The 14,632-nt window shown below is 38.9% G+C and carries 19 protein-coding genes, 2 tRNA genes and 1 riboswitch; of the genes, 9 read left to right on the top strand and 12 right to left on the bottom strand.

Annotated features, from left to right (window positions below; genetic code table 11):
- Positions 1 to 31: 31 nt before the first annotated feature.
- From scpB to B554_RS0103880, 4 genes are all read right to left on the bottom strand, one after another.
- Positions 32 to 625 (bottom strand): SMC-Scp complex subunit ScpB, encoded by a 594-nt coding sequence (gene scpB / locus B554_RS0103895; RefSeq protein ID WP_004703403.1) that lies wholly within the window; start codon positions 623 to 625, stop codon positions 32 to 34.
- A complete protein-coding gene (locus B554_RS0103890; RefSeq protein WP_019457040.1) occupies positions 622 to 1,413 on the bottom strand; it encodes a segregation and condensation protein A in 792 nt (263 codons plus the stop codon). The genes scpB and B554_RS0103890 overlap by 4 nt, the downstream gene beginning before the upstream one ends.
- Positions 1,414 to 1,638: 225 nt before the next feature.
- Entirely contained in the window at positions 1,639 to 2,256 is a 618-nt protein-coding gene (locus B554_RS0103885; protein ID WP_019457039.1) for an L-threonylcarbamoyladenylate synthase, read from the bottom strand.
- A gap of 89 nt (positions 2,257 to 2,345) precedes the next feature.
- Positions 2,346 to 3,008, bottom strand: a complete 663-nt coding sequence (locus tag B554_RS0103880; RefSeq protein ID WP_019457038.1) for an elongation factor P hydroxylase — start codon at positions 3,006 to 3,008, stop codon at positions 2,346 to 2,348.
- 96 nt (positions 3,009 to 3,104) lie between these two features.
- Between B554_RS0103880 and B554_RS0103875 the strand changes: the two genes are divergently transcribed.
- From B554_RS0103875 to lysM, 6 genes are all read left to right on the top strand, one after another.
- Complete coding sequence (locus tag B554_RS0103875) at positions 3,105 to 3,665, top strand: YceD family protein (protein WP_019457037.1); 561 nt, start codon at positions 3,105 to 3,107, stop codon at positions 3,663 to 3,665.
- Positions 3,666 to 3,739: 74 nt separating this feature from the next.
- Positions 3,740 to 3,925, top strand: a complete 186-nt coding sequence (gene rpmF, locus B554_RS0103870; protein WP_000290730.1) for a 50S ribosomal protein L32 — start codon at positions 3,740 to 3,742, stop codon at positions 3,923 to 3,925.
- A 152-nt stretch (positions 3,926 to 4,077) separates the two neighbouring features.
- Positions 4,078 to 5,064, top strand: coding sequence for an ACP S-malonyltransferase (gene fabD, locus B554_RS0103865; RefSeq protein WP_019457036.1), 987 nt, complete (start codon positions 4,078 to 4,080; stop codon positions 5,062 to 5,064).
- Positions 5,061 to 5,795: a 3-oxoacyl-ACP reductase FabG gene (gene fabG / locus B554_RS0103860; RefSeq protein WP_000191300.1), complete on the top strand. Its 735-nt coding sequence runs from the start codon at positions 5,061 to 5,063 to the stop codon at positions 5,793 to 5,795. Before fabD ends, fabG begins: the two co-directional genes overlap by 4 nt.
- Positions 5,796 to 5,879: 84 nt before the next feature.
- Positions 5,880 to 6,116 (top strand): acyl carrier protein, encoded by a 237-nt coding sequence (acpP, locus tag B554_RS0103855; RefSeq protein WP_001279871.1) that lies wholly within the window; start codon positions 5,880 to 5,882, stop codon positions 6,114 to 6,116.
- Between the two features lie 189 nt (positions 6,117 to 6,305).
- A complete protein-coding gene (gene lysM, locus B554_RS0103850) occupies positions 6,306 to 6,779 on the top strand; it encodes a peptidoglycan-binding protein LysM (RefSeq protein ID WP_004703391.1) in 474 nt (157 codons plus the stop codon).
- Between the two features lie 45 nt (positions 6,780 to 6,824).
- Here the strand turns inward: lysM and B554_RS0103845 are convergent, their stop codons facing one another.
- Entirely contained in the window at positions 6,825 to 7,592 is a 768-nt protein-coding gene (locus B554_RS0103845; protein ID WP_019457035.1) for a hydroxymethylpyrimidine/phosphomethylpyrimidine kinase, read from the bottom strand.
- Positions 7,593 to 7,689: 97 nt separating this feature from the next.
- Here B554_RS0103845 and B554_RS0103840 point away from each other — a divergent pair, with 97 nt between their 5' ends.
- Positions 7,690 to 8,364, top strand: coding sequence for an HAD-IA family hydrolase (locus B554_RS0103840; protein WP_019457034.1), 675 nt, complete (start codon positions 7,690 to 7,692; stop codon positions 8,362 to 8,364).
- 58 nt (positions 8,365 to 8,422) lie between these two features.
- On the opposite strand, the gene ribB is transcribed toward B554_RS0103840, so the two are convergent.
- Complete coding sequence (ribB, locus tag B554_RS0103835) at positions 8,423 to 9,082, bottom strand: 3,4-dihydroxy-2-butanone-4-phosphate synthase (RefSeq protein WP_019457033.1); 660 nt, start codon at positions 9,080 to 9,082, stop codon at positions 8,423 to 8,425.
- A gap of 90 nt (positions 9,083 to 9,172) precedes the next feature.
- A riboswitch (FMN riboswitch) is annotated at positions 9,173 to 9,323 on the bottom strand.
- A 176-nt stretch (positions 9,324 to 9,499) separates the two neighbouring features.
- Here ribB and B554_RS0103830 point away from each other — a divergent pair.
- Together B554_RS0103830 and B554_RS0103825 are read left to right on the top strand one after the other, a co-directional pair.
- Complete coding sequence (locus B554_RS0103830) at positions 9,500 to 11,281, top strand: DUF2157 domain-containing protein (protein ID WP_019457032.1); 1,782 nt, start codon at positions 9,500 to 9,502, stop codon at positions 11,279 to 11,281.
- Complete coding sequence (locus B554_RS0103825) at positions 11,281 to 11,841, top strand: GDYXXLXY domain-containing protein (RefSeq protein WP_019457031.1); 561 nt, start codon at positions 11,281 to 11,283, stop codon at positions 11,839 to 11,841. The genes B554_RS0103830 and B554_RS0103825 overlap by 1 nt, the downstream gene beginning before the upstream one ends.
- A 53-nt stretch (positions 11,842 to 11,894) precedes the next feature.
- Here the strand turns inward: B554_RS0103825 and panD are convergent, their stop codons facing one another.
- From panD to B554_RS0103795, 6 genes are all read right to left on the bottom strand, one after another.
- Positions 11,895 to 12,275: an aspartate 1-decarboxylase gene (gene panD, locus B554_RS0103820; RefSeq protein ID WP_004703382.1), complete on the bottom strand. Its 381-nt coding sequence runs from the start codon at positions 12,273 to 12,275 to the stop codon at positions 11,895 to 11,897.
- A 130-nt stretch (positions 12,276 to 12,405) separates the two neighbouring features.
- Complete coding sequence (gene pth, locus B554_RS0103815) at positions 12,406 to 12,987, bottom strand: aminoacyl-tRNA hydrolase (RefSeq protein WP_002050315.1); 582 nt, start codon at positions 12,985 to 12,987, stop codon at positions 12,406 to 12,408.
- A gap of 20 nt (positions 12,988 to 13,007) precedes the next feature.
- Positions 13,008 to 13,304 carry a 50S ribosomal protein L25 gene (gene rplY / locus B554_RS0103810; RefSeq protein ID WP_002050375.1) on the bottom strand — a complete coding sequence of 99 codons (297 nt, stop codon included), beginning with the start codon at positions 13,302 to 13,304 and terminating at the stop codon, positions 13,008 to 13,010.
- Between the two features lie 97 nt (positions 13,305 to 13,401).
- Positions 13,402 to 14,352 (bottom strand): ribose-phosphate pyrophosphokinase, encoded by a 951-nt coding sequence (locus B554_RS0103805; protein WP_002050293.1) that lies wholly within the window; start codon positions 14,350 to 14,352, stop codon positions 13,402 to 13,404.
- A 36-nt stretch (positions 14,353 to 14,388) separates the two neighbouring features.
- Positions 14,389 to 14,463 (bottom strand) — tRNA-Gln (locus B554_RS0103800).
- A 92-nt stretch (positions 14,464 to 14,555) separates the two neighbouring features.
- Positions 14,556 to 14,630: transfer RNA gene (locus tag B554_RS0103795), tRNA-Gln, on the bottom strand.
- Positions 14,631 to 14,632: the final 2 nt, after the last annotated feature.

The raw sequence follows: 14,632 nt of genomic DNA, 5'->3' as shown, positions 1-14,632 counted from the left end.
CCTTAGACATAATGATCAACAGTCCACCTCTTTATGATTTCGGTGCATTTGCATCGAGAGCCATAAATGCTTCCTTGGCGTTCTGTAGGGGAGGCAATTGGCCTAAAGAGGCTAGACCAAAAGCATTCAGAAATTGAGGCGTTGTAATTAGCAACGCAGGTCTTCCGGGTAAATCTCTAAAACCGGCTTCTTTAATCCAGTTCCAGTCAAATAGCGTTCTGAGAATCTGACTATTATTAGATACACCACGAATTTGTTCAATATCAGCACGCGTGACTGGTTGATGATACGCAATGACAGCCAACGTTTCTAGTAAAGATGGCGACAGTTTTGTTGGTCGCTCTGGCCAAATCTGCGCAATAATATTGCGATATTTGGATCTTACCTGAAAACGAAAGCCTTGCGCAGTTTCTATCAACTCAATAGAGCGGCCATGTTGTAAGAGGGCAAGTTGTTGTAAAAGCTGACGAAGCTGTTGTTTGTTATATTGATTATTAAAAGCTTCTTTTAAACGAGCAATCGAAACAGGTGCTTCACTGGCAAAAATAATCGCTTCAAGTTGCAATAAAACTTCGTGATGAATGTCAGCTAATGACAAATCGGTATTATTTTGTTCAAAACTCATGCCGCAGCCCCTTGAATAGCCAATGGAGCTTCAACACCTGTCGCAATAATTTTAATCTTTTGTTGTCGGGTTAACTCTAACACAGCCATAAAAGTTACAACCATGCCCATACGACCTTGTTGCGGATTTAGTAATTCTTTAAAACTTAACACGTCGCCTGACTCTAATTTCTCTTCAATATATGCAATCCGTTCTTCTAACAGTACAGGCTCTTGTGCAATTGTATGTGTTACAGGTTCTGGGCGGTTAAATACGCAAAACAAAGCATCATGTAACGCCGAAACATCATAACCTTCATAAACAGGTGCGATATGCCCTAAACTTACATTGGCACTAAATGTATCACGGTCAAGAACCGGCATTTGCCCTAAACGCTCAGCAGCTTGCTTAATACGTAAATAAGTCTCAAGTCGATCAATCAGATCCTGTTTAGGATCTTTTTCAATACTAATAACAGTTGGCTTAGGTAAAAGTAAGCGAGATTTCAAATCGGCCAATAAAGCAGCCATGACCATGTAGTCGGCAGTCAGCTCAATATTTAGGGATTTCATGCTATCCATATAAGCTAAATATTGAGTGGCAATAGGGGCGATATCGAGCTGAACCAAATCGAAACCATTTTTCTGAATCAGATAAATTAAAAAGTCGAGCGGTCCTTCAAACTGTTCAAGTAAAATCTCGAAGGCAGCTGGAGGAATATAAAGATCTTCAGGAATCGTGTCGTGCCACTCATCTAAAACACGGATGTGTGGAACGTCTTCCATGGATTGATGAAGTGATTGGTTCATTACGATTATAAGCCACGCGAATTTTCAAAAGCATGAGACTTGTTTTCAAGTCAATAAGAGCTGTAGCAGAAGAACAGCAGATAGTGCAAAACATTCTAAAGGAATTGTGACTTTTAATAAATTGCTTAACGACTAAAGTGTAAAAAAAATCCAAACTAAATAAAGAGTATTTTTTTTCTTGATAATACTTTTTTTTTAACTGTTGGTAAAAAGGAGGATAAGTGCTTATTCGAAAGCACTTACGTTTCCTGCACCATGACGGATAACTTCTGGATGTTCACCCGATAAATCAACAATACTGGTGGTTGTCAAAGTTCCAAACCCACCATCAATAAATACATCAATCCGTTTAGCTAACTGATTTTCAATATCGTAAGGATCATCAAGAGGGTCTTCGTGTCCTGGTAAAATTAGTGTACTTGTCAGTAAAGGTTCACCAAGTTCTTTTAATAAAGCCTGACAAATTGGGTTACTTGGAATACGTAAACCAATCGTTTTCTTTTTAGGATGCATTAACCTGCGTGGAACTTCACTTGTTGCAGGTAAAATGAAAGTCGTAACAGCAGGTGTATTTGCCTTTAATAATCTATAAGTCGCATTATCAACTTTTGCATAAGTCGCGATATCTGATAAATCACAACACATAATTGCGTATTGATGCTTAGGGCCTAAATCACGAATCTGGGCAATACGTTCCATCGCATTTTTATTACCAATCTGGCATCCGATTGCATAGGCGGCATCGGTCGGGTAGACCACAACATCGCCTGCACGAATACGCTCAACCGCTTGGTCAATGAGGCGTTGCTGTGGATTTTCAGGATGTACATGTAAATGCAGCATATTTTAGAGACTCCATCACGCCAGTATTAAAAATAGTATTAGACTTTTCAAACTTGGGAAGCAAGTAACTTACGTAGTTTTTTTGTCATTTAATCAAGGAGTTCACGTTTAAATTCACTTGATTGTAACGCTGCACCTGCTCGCGTACATTGGCAAATACATTCAATGAATCGCGCTGCATCAACAGGTAATTTAGCTTCTCCAGAAAAATAGCGTTGTACTTGTGTATAAACATTATCTTTAAACTTTTTGCCATCCCCGCCATCACCTGTCAGGTTGTCGAGTGAGACTCTAAATTTTCTGCCAAAAGAATGGGAAAATAACCATTCAATCGCTTGCGGCTTAATTTCCACCTGTTCAAATAAATCTTGCTGTTCTTTAGTTCGACCATCTGGGGCGTACCAATACCCTAAATCAGGCAACAGACGACGTTTTGCGCCTGCAATTGTCCAATGGCTAATTTCATGCAGGGCACTATTGAAAAAACCATGGGCAAATTGAATTTTGGCTGGCTCATGTTCGTTTGCTGGGAAATATTCTGGTTCAAATTCTCCACGAACTAATGTCACATTATGGTGGGAAAACCAGTGATTAAAGTGTAAAATAAGCCAATCAACTTGCTCAGACTCTAATTTTGAGCTTGGCCATGGTGAGAGTTGCATCATGTCAGGTAAAAGAGTGTTTTGGTGAGTTGAATGGGTGCAAACGAGTAATGAAGTGTTAACTTCAGGTTGCGGCTGCAACAGGTGCATTGCTTAATTTACCCCGAGTTCTGTCTAAAGAAGTACAAAATTGTATCTTAATCTTTGACAGAGTACCGATGAATTTGTAGAATTGCCGCCTTAATTATGTCAGCAAATACCTTTCCGGCACAGATTGAGCCGTTTAAATGGGCTGAGCAAGGCTTTACATGGTCAGGTCAACTGCCATTGTCTCGTCTTACTCGTATTGCTCGTGAAGCTGTTGGATCAATTGATAACCAATTGATCAACATAGACTGTAAGCTATCAATGGATGCATATCATCGCATTGTGTGGTTAGAAGGTCATATGGAAACAAAAGTTCCAATGGAGTGCCAACGTTGTTTGGAACCTGTTGAAATGCCAATTGTTTCTGACTTTCATATTGCACTTGTAGATGATGAGTCACTGATAGAGCGCTTGGATGAGGATGCTGATTTCATCGTTTTAGGTGAAAGTGAGTCTTCGACAAAAGGTGATTTTGATACACCTGCTTCGATTAACTTGCTCGCATTACTAGAAGATGAACTGTTATTGTTGATGCCTTTATCTCCCAAGCATGATGCTTGTGAACATAAACATCAACCTACCATTCAGAACGTTGTCGAAGAGAAACGGGATAACCCGTTTGATGTTTTGGCAGGTTTGAAGGGTAAACTTAACTCATAATTTGTGTTATGATTATGAGATAAGACAACTGAATTTGTTCTGATCCATTTTTTCGATCTTTGTAAGGAGCCATCATGGCCGTTCAGCAAAACCGTAAAAGTCGCTCTCGCCGTGACATGCGCCGTTCACATGACGCTTTAACCGAGAATGCATTAACAGTAGACCAAGCAACTGGTGAAACTCATCGTCGTCACCACGTGACTAAAGACGGTTTCTACCGTGGTCGCCAATTATTCGCTAAAGCAGCTGATGCTGAATAATTGCATGATATGCATTAAGCGTGATGCTTAAGTATAGAAAAAATGGGAGCGAAAGCTCCCTTTTTTTGTTGTTTTTCGCAATTATAAATATACAAATTAAATGTTAAATTTCCGCTCCAGAGAAATGAGTGAAAACCCAAAAAGGATTTCTTATGTCTGCTAAACGTCTTGAACAAGTAGCTTTAGCCACAAAAACTGCATTTGTGTTTCCAGGTCAAGGTTCACAAAAAGTTGGTATGCTCGCTGAACTCGCAGAACAGTTTAGTGGAGTTGGGCAAACTTTTGCTGAAGCTTCAGACGCGCTAGGATTTGATCTTTGGCACATTGCGCAAAGTGGTGAAGGTTTAGACCAAACACAAAACACCCAACCTGTATTATTAACTGCTAGCATCGCTTTATGGCGTCTTTGGTTAGATTTGGGTGGTTTAGCGCCTAAATACCTTGCTGGTCACTCTTTAGGTGAATACAGCGCTTTGGTTGCAGCGGGTTCAATGAGTTTGGCAGATGCAGTTAAATTAGTTAATTTGCGTGGAAAACTCATGCAAAGTGCTGTTCCTCAAGGGGAAGGTGCGATGGCTGCAATTCTTGGTTTGGCCGATGATAAAGTAGTTGAACTATGCCATAGTGTAACTGCATCAGGTCAAGGTTCAGTTGAAGCTGCAAATTATAATTCACAAGGTCAGGTTGTAATTGCGGGCAGTACTGCATCTGTACAGCAAGTGATGGCATTGGCAAAAGAACAATCTGCTAAAGCAATTGCTTTACCAGTTTCTGTACCTTCGCATTGTTCATTGATGAAGCCTGCTGCAGAAAAATTTGCAGAAGCTTTGGAACAAACTGCCATTGAGCTGCCTACCATTCCTGTAATACAAAATGTCAACGCGGGAATTGCTACCGATGTTGCTCAATTACGTCAGGCATTAACAGCACAATTGTACGAGTCTGTGCAATGGACACGTACCATGCAGTCTCTTCAAGACCAAGGTATTCAGTACATTGTTGAATGTGGTCCTGGTACAGTATTGAGTAATCTCGCAAAGCGTTTACCAAATATTGAAAAAGCTTTTTCTATTGATAGTAAGAGCAAAATGGAAGATGCCCTAAATGCTGTTTTAGTGGCAGAAGGAAAAATTGCATGACACAAGAACGCAAAGTTGCATTAGTAACGGGCGCGAGTCGGGGCATTGGCGCTGCAATTGCCCAGCAACTTATTCAAGACGGTTATTTTGTCGTAGGTACTGCGACTTCTGAATCTGGTGCACAAAAGCTAACAGATAGCTTTGGTGAACAAGGTGCAGGTTTGGCGCTAGACGTGCGTAATCTCGATGAGATTGAAGCAGTAGTGTCTCATATTGAACAGAATTATGGTCCTGTACTTGTTCTCGTTAACAATGCAGGTATTACGAAAGACAATTTGTTGCTTCGTATGTCTGAAGATGATTGGGATGACATTCTCAATATCCACCTTAAAGCCGTTTATCGTTTATCTAAACGCGTACTTAAGGGCATGACGAAAGCACGTTTTGGTCGAATTATTAATATCAGTTCTGTTGTTGCTCATTTTGCAAACCCAGGCCAAGCAAACTACTCTGCTGCTAAAGCAGGTATTGAAGCATTCAGCCGTAGCCTTGCAAAAGAGATGGGTAGCCGCCAAATCACTGTAAACAGTGTGGCACCAGGTTTTATTGCAACAGAAATGACAGATGCACTTAGTGAAGACATTCGCAAAAAAATGAGTGATCAAGTGGCTTTAAATCGTTTAGGTGAGCCACAAGATATCGCAAATGCGGTGAGTTTCCTTGCAAGTGATAAAGCAGGTTACATTACCGGTACGGTATTACATGTAAATGGTGGTTTATACATGGCCTAACGCCGATGTATAAACTTTTAAAAATTTTTATATTCAATTAAACTAGTGGCAAATCAAACGCCACAAGCAATGAGGAGAATTCCTGTGAGCGATATCGAACAACGCGTTAAACAAGCAGTTGCAGAACAACTTGGTCTTAAAGCTGAAGAGATTAAAAACGAAGCATCTTTCATGGATGACTTGGGTGCTGACTCTTTAGATTTAGTTGAACTTGTTATGTCTTTCGAAAATGACTTCGACATCACTATCCCTGATGAAGATTCAAACGAAATCACTACAGTTCAATCTGCAATTGACTATGTAACTAAAAAACTTGGTTAATTCGCATATTGCTGATTAAAAAGAAGGCCACCGTAAGGTGGCTTTTTTTATTTAATCAAAATCATTGATAGGGATACATATTTTTACAAGATCAACCTCAATTGATAGCAGAGGTGTCTCTTTTTTCAAGTATAACAATAAAGGTCAGTTTAATGACTTTACTATAAACAATAATATGAGGACTAAAAGATGGGTCTTTTTGATTTTGTAAAAGGTATTGGTAAAAAAAATACCGCACCAGCAGAACCACAACCAGCTCCAGCAACACCAGCAGAACCTTCTGCACAAGAAGTGGCAAATAAATTATTAGGATTAATTAAAAGTTTAGGCTTAGGGGTGGAAGGCCTATCTGTAACATATAATGGTTCAACTGATACTGCGACGCTTCATGGTCAAGTACAAAGCCAAGCAGACAAAGAAAAAATTATTCTTATTGTTGGTAACGTAGACCACGTTGCGCAAGTAGATGATCAAATGACGGTTGCTACTCCTGAGCCAGAAAGTAAATTTTATACGATAAAATCAGGTGATAATCTTTCAAAAATTGCGAAAGAATTTTATGGTGATGCCAACCAATATCAAAAAATCTTTGAAGCAAACAAACCAATGCTAAAAGATCCAGATGAGATTTTCCCTGGACAAGTTTTACGTATTCCTCAGTAATTGGAATAAATAAAAAGGCGCTTAAAGCGCCTTTTTATTTTGTTGTTAAAATCGTTTTGGAATCTTTTGTCCATTGGGTACAGGCGTTTCAGCATTTTTCAAAACACCAAATAGCCATGTTTCTGCATGTTGTACTGCAATTTTTAAAGAATCACCCAAAGCTAAGCGACCTGCAATAAAGCTTGCTAATGAACAACCTGAGCCGTGATATTCACCTTCAAGGCGAGGGCAACTACTACTCGCTGCAAGTTCACCATCAATATATAAACTATTTTTAATGAAGTCAGGGGTATCCTCATGACCGCCTTTCACTAATACAGCTTTAGCACCCATTTGAAACAGCTTTTCTGTTGCTTGTTCTACGTCGTCAATACCTGTTAGTGCACGTAATTCGACTGTATTTGGCGTAATAAGAGTCGCTAGGGGAATCAGTTCAACAAATGCTTTAACTAAAGTTGCTTGGTCTCCTAACGAACCACCACTGTTTGCAACTAAAACAGGGTCAAGTACATATTGATAGTCAGGATGAACACGTAAAAATTCAGCAAGTGCAGCAATATTATCTGTGGTGCCAAGCATACCTGACTTAACACATTTAATGGGTAAGTCATCTACCACGGCATTTGCTTGAGCTAGTAATAGTTCTTTTGAGGTTGCTTCAAAGCCAAATACTTGTTGTGAGTTTTGAATGGTGAGGGCAGTACATGCAATTGCTGCATGGGCACCACTTTGTCCAATTGCTTCGATATCGGCTTGTAAACCTGCACCACCTGAAGGGTCTAAACCCGAGAAACAAAGTACGGTTGGACGCACGGTTATTTCCTTTTCAATTTAAATTTACGTTAGTATAAGAGAGTTTGATTAAACTCTCGACCAATTGAACTAAATACTTTACTGGGTTAATGATTGAATGGCTATAAAACATATTTTGATTGATTTAGATGGAACCTTAACAGACCCTAAAGTTGGTATCCATACTTCAATTCGCTATGCAATGGACAAGCTTGGCTATCCATTAGCTGCCGATTTAAATATTGATTGGACCATTGGCCCGCCTTTAAAACCATCACTTGCAAAATTATTGGCTACTCAAGATGATGATTTAGCTGAACAAGCTTTATTGGCTTATCGTGAGCGTTTCTCGGTCATTGGTCTGTTTGAAAATGAAGTATATCCATCTGTAGTACAAACACTGAGCGCTTTAAAAGACGAAGGATATCGTTTATTTGTTGCTACTGCTAAACCAACGATTTATGCGAAACGAATTTTAGATCATTTTGAATTAAGTCAATATTTTGTACATATTTATGGAAGTGAATTGACAGGTGAGCGGACCAATAAAGCTGAGCTTATTCATTATATTCTTGAGCATGAGCAATTAAATCCAGAAGAGTGTTTAATGGTAGGTGACCGTCAATATGATGTTTTAGGTGCTCGTCACAATGGTATTGAGGCGGTAGCTGTGACTTATGGCTATGGAACAGCAGAGGAACTTGCTCAAGCACAGCCAAAAGCAATGATTAATCAGTTCTCTGAGCTTTTGGACTATATTGAAGAACTCGCAGCACAAAAGAAAGTTTCTTAAATATAAATAAGTTTTAATTTATAGGTTTGGCTTTGATCTAAAGCCAAACCTTTTTTATTTAAATACCGTGTTGTTGACGGTATTGAACAAGTTCTTCAATCGTAATCACGGTTAAGTGATGAGTTTGTGCATATGCTAAAACTTGAATGCCTGATGCCATAGTGCCATCTGGATTAGTCAATTCACATAACACACCAGCAGGTTTGAGACCAGCTAATCTGGCTAGATCAATTGTTCCTTCAGTATGACCACGTCGACTAAGCACGCCACCATTACGTGCACGTAATGGGAAAACGTGACCAGGACGATTTAAGTCACTTGCAACAGCACCATCTTTAATAGCAGTTTTAATCGTTGTTACACGGTCTTTAGCAGAAACACCAGTAGTAACGCCTTGAGCGGCTTCAATGGTCACTGTAAATGCAGTATGAAACTGACTTGAGTTTTGAGAAACCATTGGTGGAAGATCTAAATGATCTGCTAATTCTTCTGTCAGGCATAAACATACAATACCTGAGCCATCACGAATCATACGTGCCATGGTCTCAACAGTTAGAGTTTCTGCTGCAACAATTAAATCTGCTTCATTTTCACGGTCAAAGTCATCCATCACCAAGACAGGTTTGCCTTGACGGATATCTTCTAATGCTTGTTGAATGCGTTGTTCAGCAGGAGAGAGGGCTGAGAAAAAAAGTTCTGGTTGAATTAAGCTAGACATAATGAAACGCTCTCGTAAAAATACGGTTGAACATTTCAGGACTGATGTAAAAACAGGCTGGCACTGAAATAAAACGGATTTATCCCAGTTCGTCGTCTTCTTTCATCCGGACTATACCGTCGGCTTTGGAATTTCACCAAATCTGCTCAAATTACATAATTTAAGCTCGTGGGCTTGTTAATTTATATATGAAAATTAACTTTACCACCGGTGGGGAATTACACCCCGCCCTGAAGCGATGGGTTTTATTATAGCGCGCTTGGCAAAATTGGCTAGATGCTTTTGTAGAATGCTAAGTCTCATTATGAATAAGTATTTTTAGAAATCGAAATAGGTTTTTTAACAAGAGCTTACTTGTTGGTTTTTAAAGTGAATGCTATGTTTTTTATAGAAAATTATAAATAAAACAGGTTTTTCATGCAGATTAGAGACTATTATCCCTTTAGGAATACTTTATTTATTCAGCATCTCCATATTTTTAGTTATCTATTTATGGCGGTAAGTATTCTGTATTTGATTGCTGCTAACTGGTTGATGTTTCCTGATAGCATTCAACTCAGCATTCCACCTGTTATATTACTTGTCACCGCTTGGGTGAGTGTAACAGATACCTTAAGCGAGGGAGTTCGGCAGACTTTACATGGTATTTGTGGTTTGATGATCGGTTTGAGTTTGGCTGTAATAGGACAAGTTTATCAAACAGGTGCAGACAGTTATTTATTGTTCTTGATTTGGACTTTGCTTTTATTACCTTGGTTATATCGACCTAATATTGGTATTTTTACTTTAGTTTGCATTACCAGCCAACTTACACTTTTTTTATTTTTTCGACAGACTTTTTGGGCAGAAAAATTTCCTTATTTATATCTATTCACTCTAAATTTATTAAGCCTTATCGAGTTTTGGGTCTGTATAAAGAAGTATCGTGCATTACGTTTTGTTTTTATCGCTTGGTTTACTGTCATTTCAATCATTGGAATGATTCAATACTTATCGAATACAAACATTCCTTATCTGATCTCGGCTTTCTTTTTAGGAATAATCGCTTTTTATTATTTCTTCAAAAAAAATGATCAATTATGTGCCAGTTTAATGGCTGCTGTTCTTGGCGTGACTGCAACAATATGGCTTGTAGATGGGATTAATCATTTATTTAAAGATTCTAATGAGTTCATTTTTTTACTGATTGCGGGCATTATTTTTACTTGGTTTGCACTTATTAGTTATTTCTTAATAAGAATTTTTCGCCAAAGCCGTTTTTATGTCATTCCTTTAGCAATTGGTGCTTGGCTTGCTGGTTTAGCACTTGCAGCATTTACACTCGTATTTTGGGAGACTATTTCTTTAATTATTGGCATCATCTTTGTTGCTATAGCTATAACTTTACTGACAAAATCTCAAAATTATTTCATTCGGCAATTTGCATATTGTTTATTTATTAGTGGCCAAACTGCTTTTTTATTCCATTTTGGATCTGAAACAAATCAAATTTTATGGGTGTTGATTGCCCAGATTTTTATTCTATGTATTAGTTATTTTCTTAAGCCTCATTGGTTCTTTATTTTAATTCAAATGCTCGCAACTTATGGAATAGCATTTTTCTATTTATTGCAACTAGACCATTCAATATGGTCAGTAAACTCTGTTCAAACTTATTTTAATTTAACTTTACTTAACTATTTCATCTTTAGCTTAGTACTGCTGATAGGGAATAAAGCAATTGTATCGTATGAGCGGAGTATCTTTTTATGCGTACTTGCTGTGATTTTGGTGAACTCATTCTTTGATAATTTTATAGGGTTAGCATTGCTTGATTTGGCTGATCAGTCATTATGGTTTCTCTATGTCTTACCAAGTCTATGGTTATTGTGCTTTAGTTTTTTTTATCTCTATAGGCAACTTCACAGTATAACTTTTTTTGCTTTTTTAATTTTTGGCATAGTACTTATTGCACTCGGCTATTTTGATGTATTCATTCTATTTGTAATTTTGACATGGGCTTTAAAAAATAAAGATCGCATTGTTTACGGTATTACACTTCTTGTGTTCGCTACTGTACTTTGGCAACTTTATTACAGTTTGCAATTAAGTTTTCTAGCTAAAAGTGCATCAATCTTGGTGTCAGGAATTATATTGTTGGCTTTATATAGGTTGCTCCTACAAGAAGCTAAGAGCAATTTTGTTGAGGGAGAAAATTAATGAAAAAGTATTTCTCTCTTATTCTTGCATTCGTTACCATATTATTCTTTGCAGGATTAGTTGTAAAAAATGAATGGCACCTGCATCAGAGTAAAAGTATTTTTATTAAGCTTAAGCCAGTTGACCCTCGCTCTATTTTACAAGGCGACTACATGGCGCTGGCGTATGAATTAAATTTACAATCTCTTAAATCACCATCAGTAAGCGAAGGTGATGCTTTAGATCAAGTGATTTTTAATCATGCAAATATTCCAGCAAAAGTTATTTTAGATTCACAAAATCGAGTAATTCGTACAATTTTAGACACTAATAATTCATCTGCTGGGCAAAGCTTAATTTTAAAAAATCCTGAAAATCGTTTGCAGGCTTTGTACCCAGCTTCTAGAAGCTTCTTATTTGCCGAAGGTCTAGCTCATTGCTATGAAAAAGCAAAATACGCTGAATTTAAGGTAAATATAAAGGGTGAGGCGATTCTGTTTGATTTACGAGGAGAAAAGCTACAATCTTTAAATTGTAAGCAGCAGCAAAGTTGGTGGAAGGGTGCGGTTAAGAGTTTATAGACACTGTAAAAAAAGCCCGTATTACGGGCTTTCTTGTTTTTTTTAATCTTTAATTAGGCAACTTGTACAGGAATGCAGTTCGCTGTGTGGTTGACTGTATTATTTGGATTTGCATAGACCAAACGTGGTTTGTGAGCATTTGCTTCAGCTTCTGTGAAGTCACCAAACGTAGCAATAATAACTAAATCACCAACATCTGCTTGGTGAGCAGCACCACCGTTTACTGAAATAATGCCAGAGTTGTCTTCACCACGGATCGCGTAAGTTGTGAAGCGCTTGCCATTAGTTACGTTCCAAACGTGGATTTCTTCGTATTCACGAATACCAGCTAAATCCATCAATACGCCATCAATTGCACAAGAACCTTCATAGTGAAGTTCAGCATGGGTTACAACTGCACGGTGAATTTTGCATTTTAATAAACGAGATAGCATGGCTAGCGTCTCCTGAGTAGACCTAAGAAGATCTTATAGTGAAATCTTTTGCCTTTGCCGTTCTGGCAAGGTGGCTGATGCGCATTTTGCTCCTAAAAAAGCAAGATAGCAAGCTTGATTGTTCAACAATTTAAGCTGGTTTATACGCATTAATTTGGTTCATAGCTTGTGATACCTGTCCTTGAACAAGTAACTTCACTTTAGAGAGAGCATGATCAATTGCTCCGTCCATTAAGCTTTGTTCACTGCTTGGCGCTTTTCCAAGTACATGCCCAGAAACTCTTTCTTTTGAACCTGGATGTCCAATACCAATTCGTAAACGATGAAAGTTTGGACCAATATGTGGGACAATATCACGTAAACCGTTATGACCACCGTGCCCACCGCCTGTTTTAAGACGAATTACACCAGGGTTCATATCAAGTTCATCATGAGCAATCAGAATTGCTTCAGGAGCAATTTGATAGAATTTTGAGAAAGGAACAACACTTTGACCGGAACGGTTCATATACGTCGTTGGTAGAAGTAAGCGAACATCATGCCCCTCTATATTACCACGACCACTGATTCCGTGAAATTTTGGATCATTTTTTAATGTAATGCCATATTTATCTGCAAGCTGTTCAACGAACCAAAAACCTGCATTATGGCGGGTTTGGGCATATTCTGAACCAGGATTGCCCAAACCAACAATTAGCGAAATATTTGACACTAATTTACGCCTTTAAACACTTATGCGCGTTTGAAGTCAGCGTGCATAGGAGTGTTTTTAGATGGGTGACGTTGTAACGCTTGGATTTTAACGTTTTCAACTTTGTCGCCCACTTTGATTTCTACAACTTCTTCAAAGAAAGCATTGCTTTCTAAAGCTTTTACAAGCTCACGAAGTTCTAAAGTTACACTTACAGGCTCAGCGTTACCGCCGTAGATGATAGCTGGAACTAAAGATTCGCGACGAAGGCGGCGGCTCGCACCTTTCCCTTGTTTGTCTTCAGCACGCGCTTGAGCGTTGAATACGAAGTTTGCCATGAGATAAATCCTCATTAAAGATTAAATAAACTAAACTTGCGACCAGTTTAGTGATAGAAAACCCCAGCCAAAGCCAGGGTTAAGAAAAGCTGCAATATTATAAACTATCGAACATCGCGCTGATAGATTCTTCGTTATTAATACGACGAATCGTTTCAGCAACCATGCTAGCAACAGAAACTTGGCGAATTTTACCTAAGTTCAATGCTTCTTCAGAAAGAGGAATTGTGTCAGTTACAACTAACTCATCAATGACTGAGTTACGTAAGTTCTCAATTGCTTTACCTGAAAGTACAGGGTGTGTTGCATAAGCAACAACACGGCGTGCACCGAATTGTTTAAGCGCATCAGCTGCTTTACACAATGTACCAGCAGTATCAACCATGTCATCTACAATAACGCAATCACGATCTTTTACATCACCAATTAAGTGCATAACTTGCGACTCATTGGCTTTTTGACGACGTTTGTCGATGATTGCTAAATCGATATCACCCATCTGTTTGGCAACAGCACGAGCACGTACTACACCACCAACGTCAGGAGAAACCACCATAAGGTTATCATGTTGTTGTTGACGTAAGTCAGCAAGCAAAGCAGGAGTACCATAGATGTTGTCGACTGGAATATCGAAGAAGCCCTGAATTTGGTCAGCATGTAAGTCAATCATTACGACACGATCAATACCAACAGTGGTAAGCATGTCTGCAACAACTTTAGCTGTAATCGGCACACGTGCAGAACGTGGACGACGGTCTTGGCGAGCATAACCAAAATAAGGGATAACAGCGGTAATACGACCAGCACTTGCACGACGCAAAGCATCTGCCATAACCAAGATTTCCATAAGGTTATCATTGGTAGGGGCACAAGTAGGCTGAACGATAAATACGTCTTTACCACGAACATTTTCAGTAATTTCTACTGAAATTTCTCCATCAGAAAAGTGACCGACTGATGCAGCACCTAGAGGGATATGTAAGTGACTTACGACTTTTTGAGCGAACTGTGGATGAGCATTTCCACTAAAAACGACAAGATTGGGCATGAAGCACCCTTGGCGGTTGGTATGTAATGAAGTAGATGGCAGGGGCGGCTGGATTCGAACCAACGGATGCCGAGATCAAAACCCGGTGCCTTACCACTTGGCGACGCCCCTAATGCGGCAGAACTTTAATATTTTTGCAATGCAATGTCAAGGATAATCAACAAAAAGCAAGGCAATTAAGTCTGTCTTTAAAATAAGAAGAATGGCAGGGGCGGCTGGATTCGAACCAACGGATGCCGAGATCAAAACCCGGTGCCTTACCACTTGGCGACGCCCCTAA

Origin of the sequence: Acinetobacter sp. GG2, from assembly GCF_000292385.1 — a bacterium.
GTDB lineage: Bacteria > Pseudomonadota > Gammaproteobacteria > Pseudomonadales > Moraxellaceae > Acinetobacter > Acinetobacter seifertii.
This window is presented reverse-complemented; position numbering and strand designations above follow the sequence as displayed.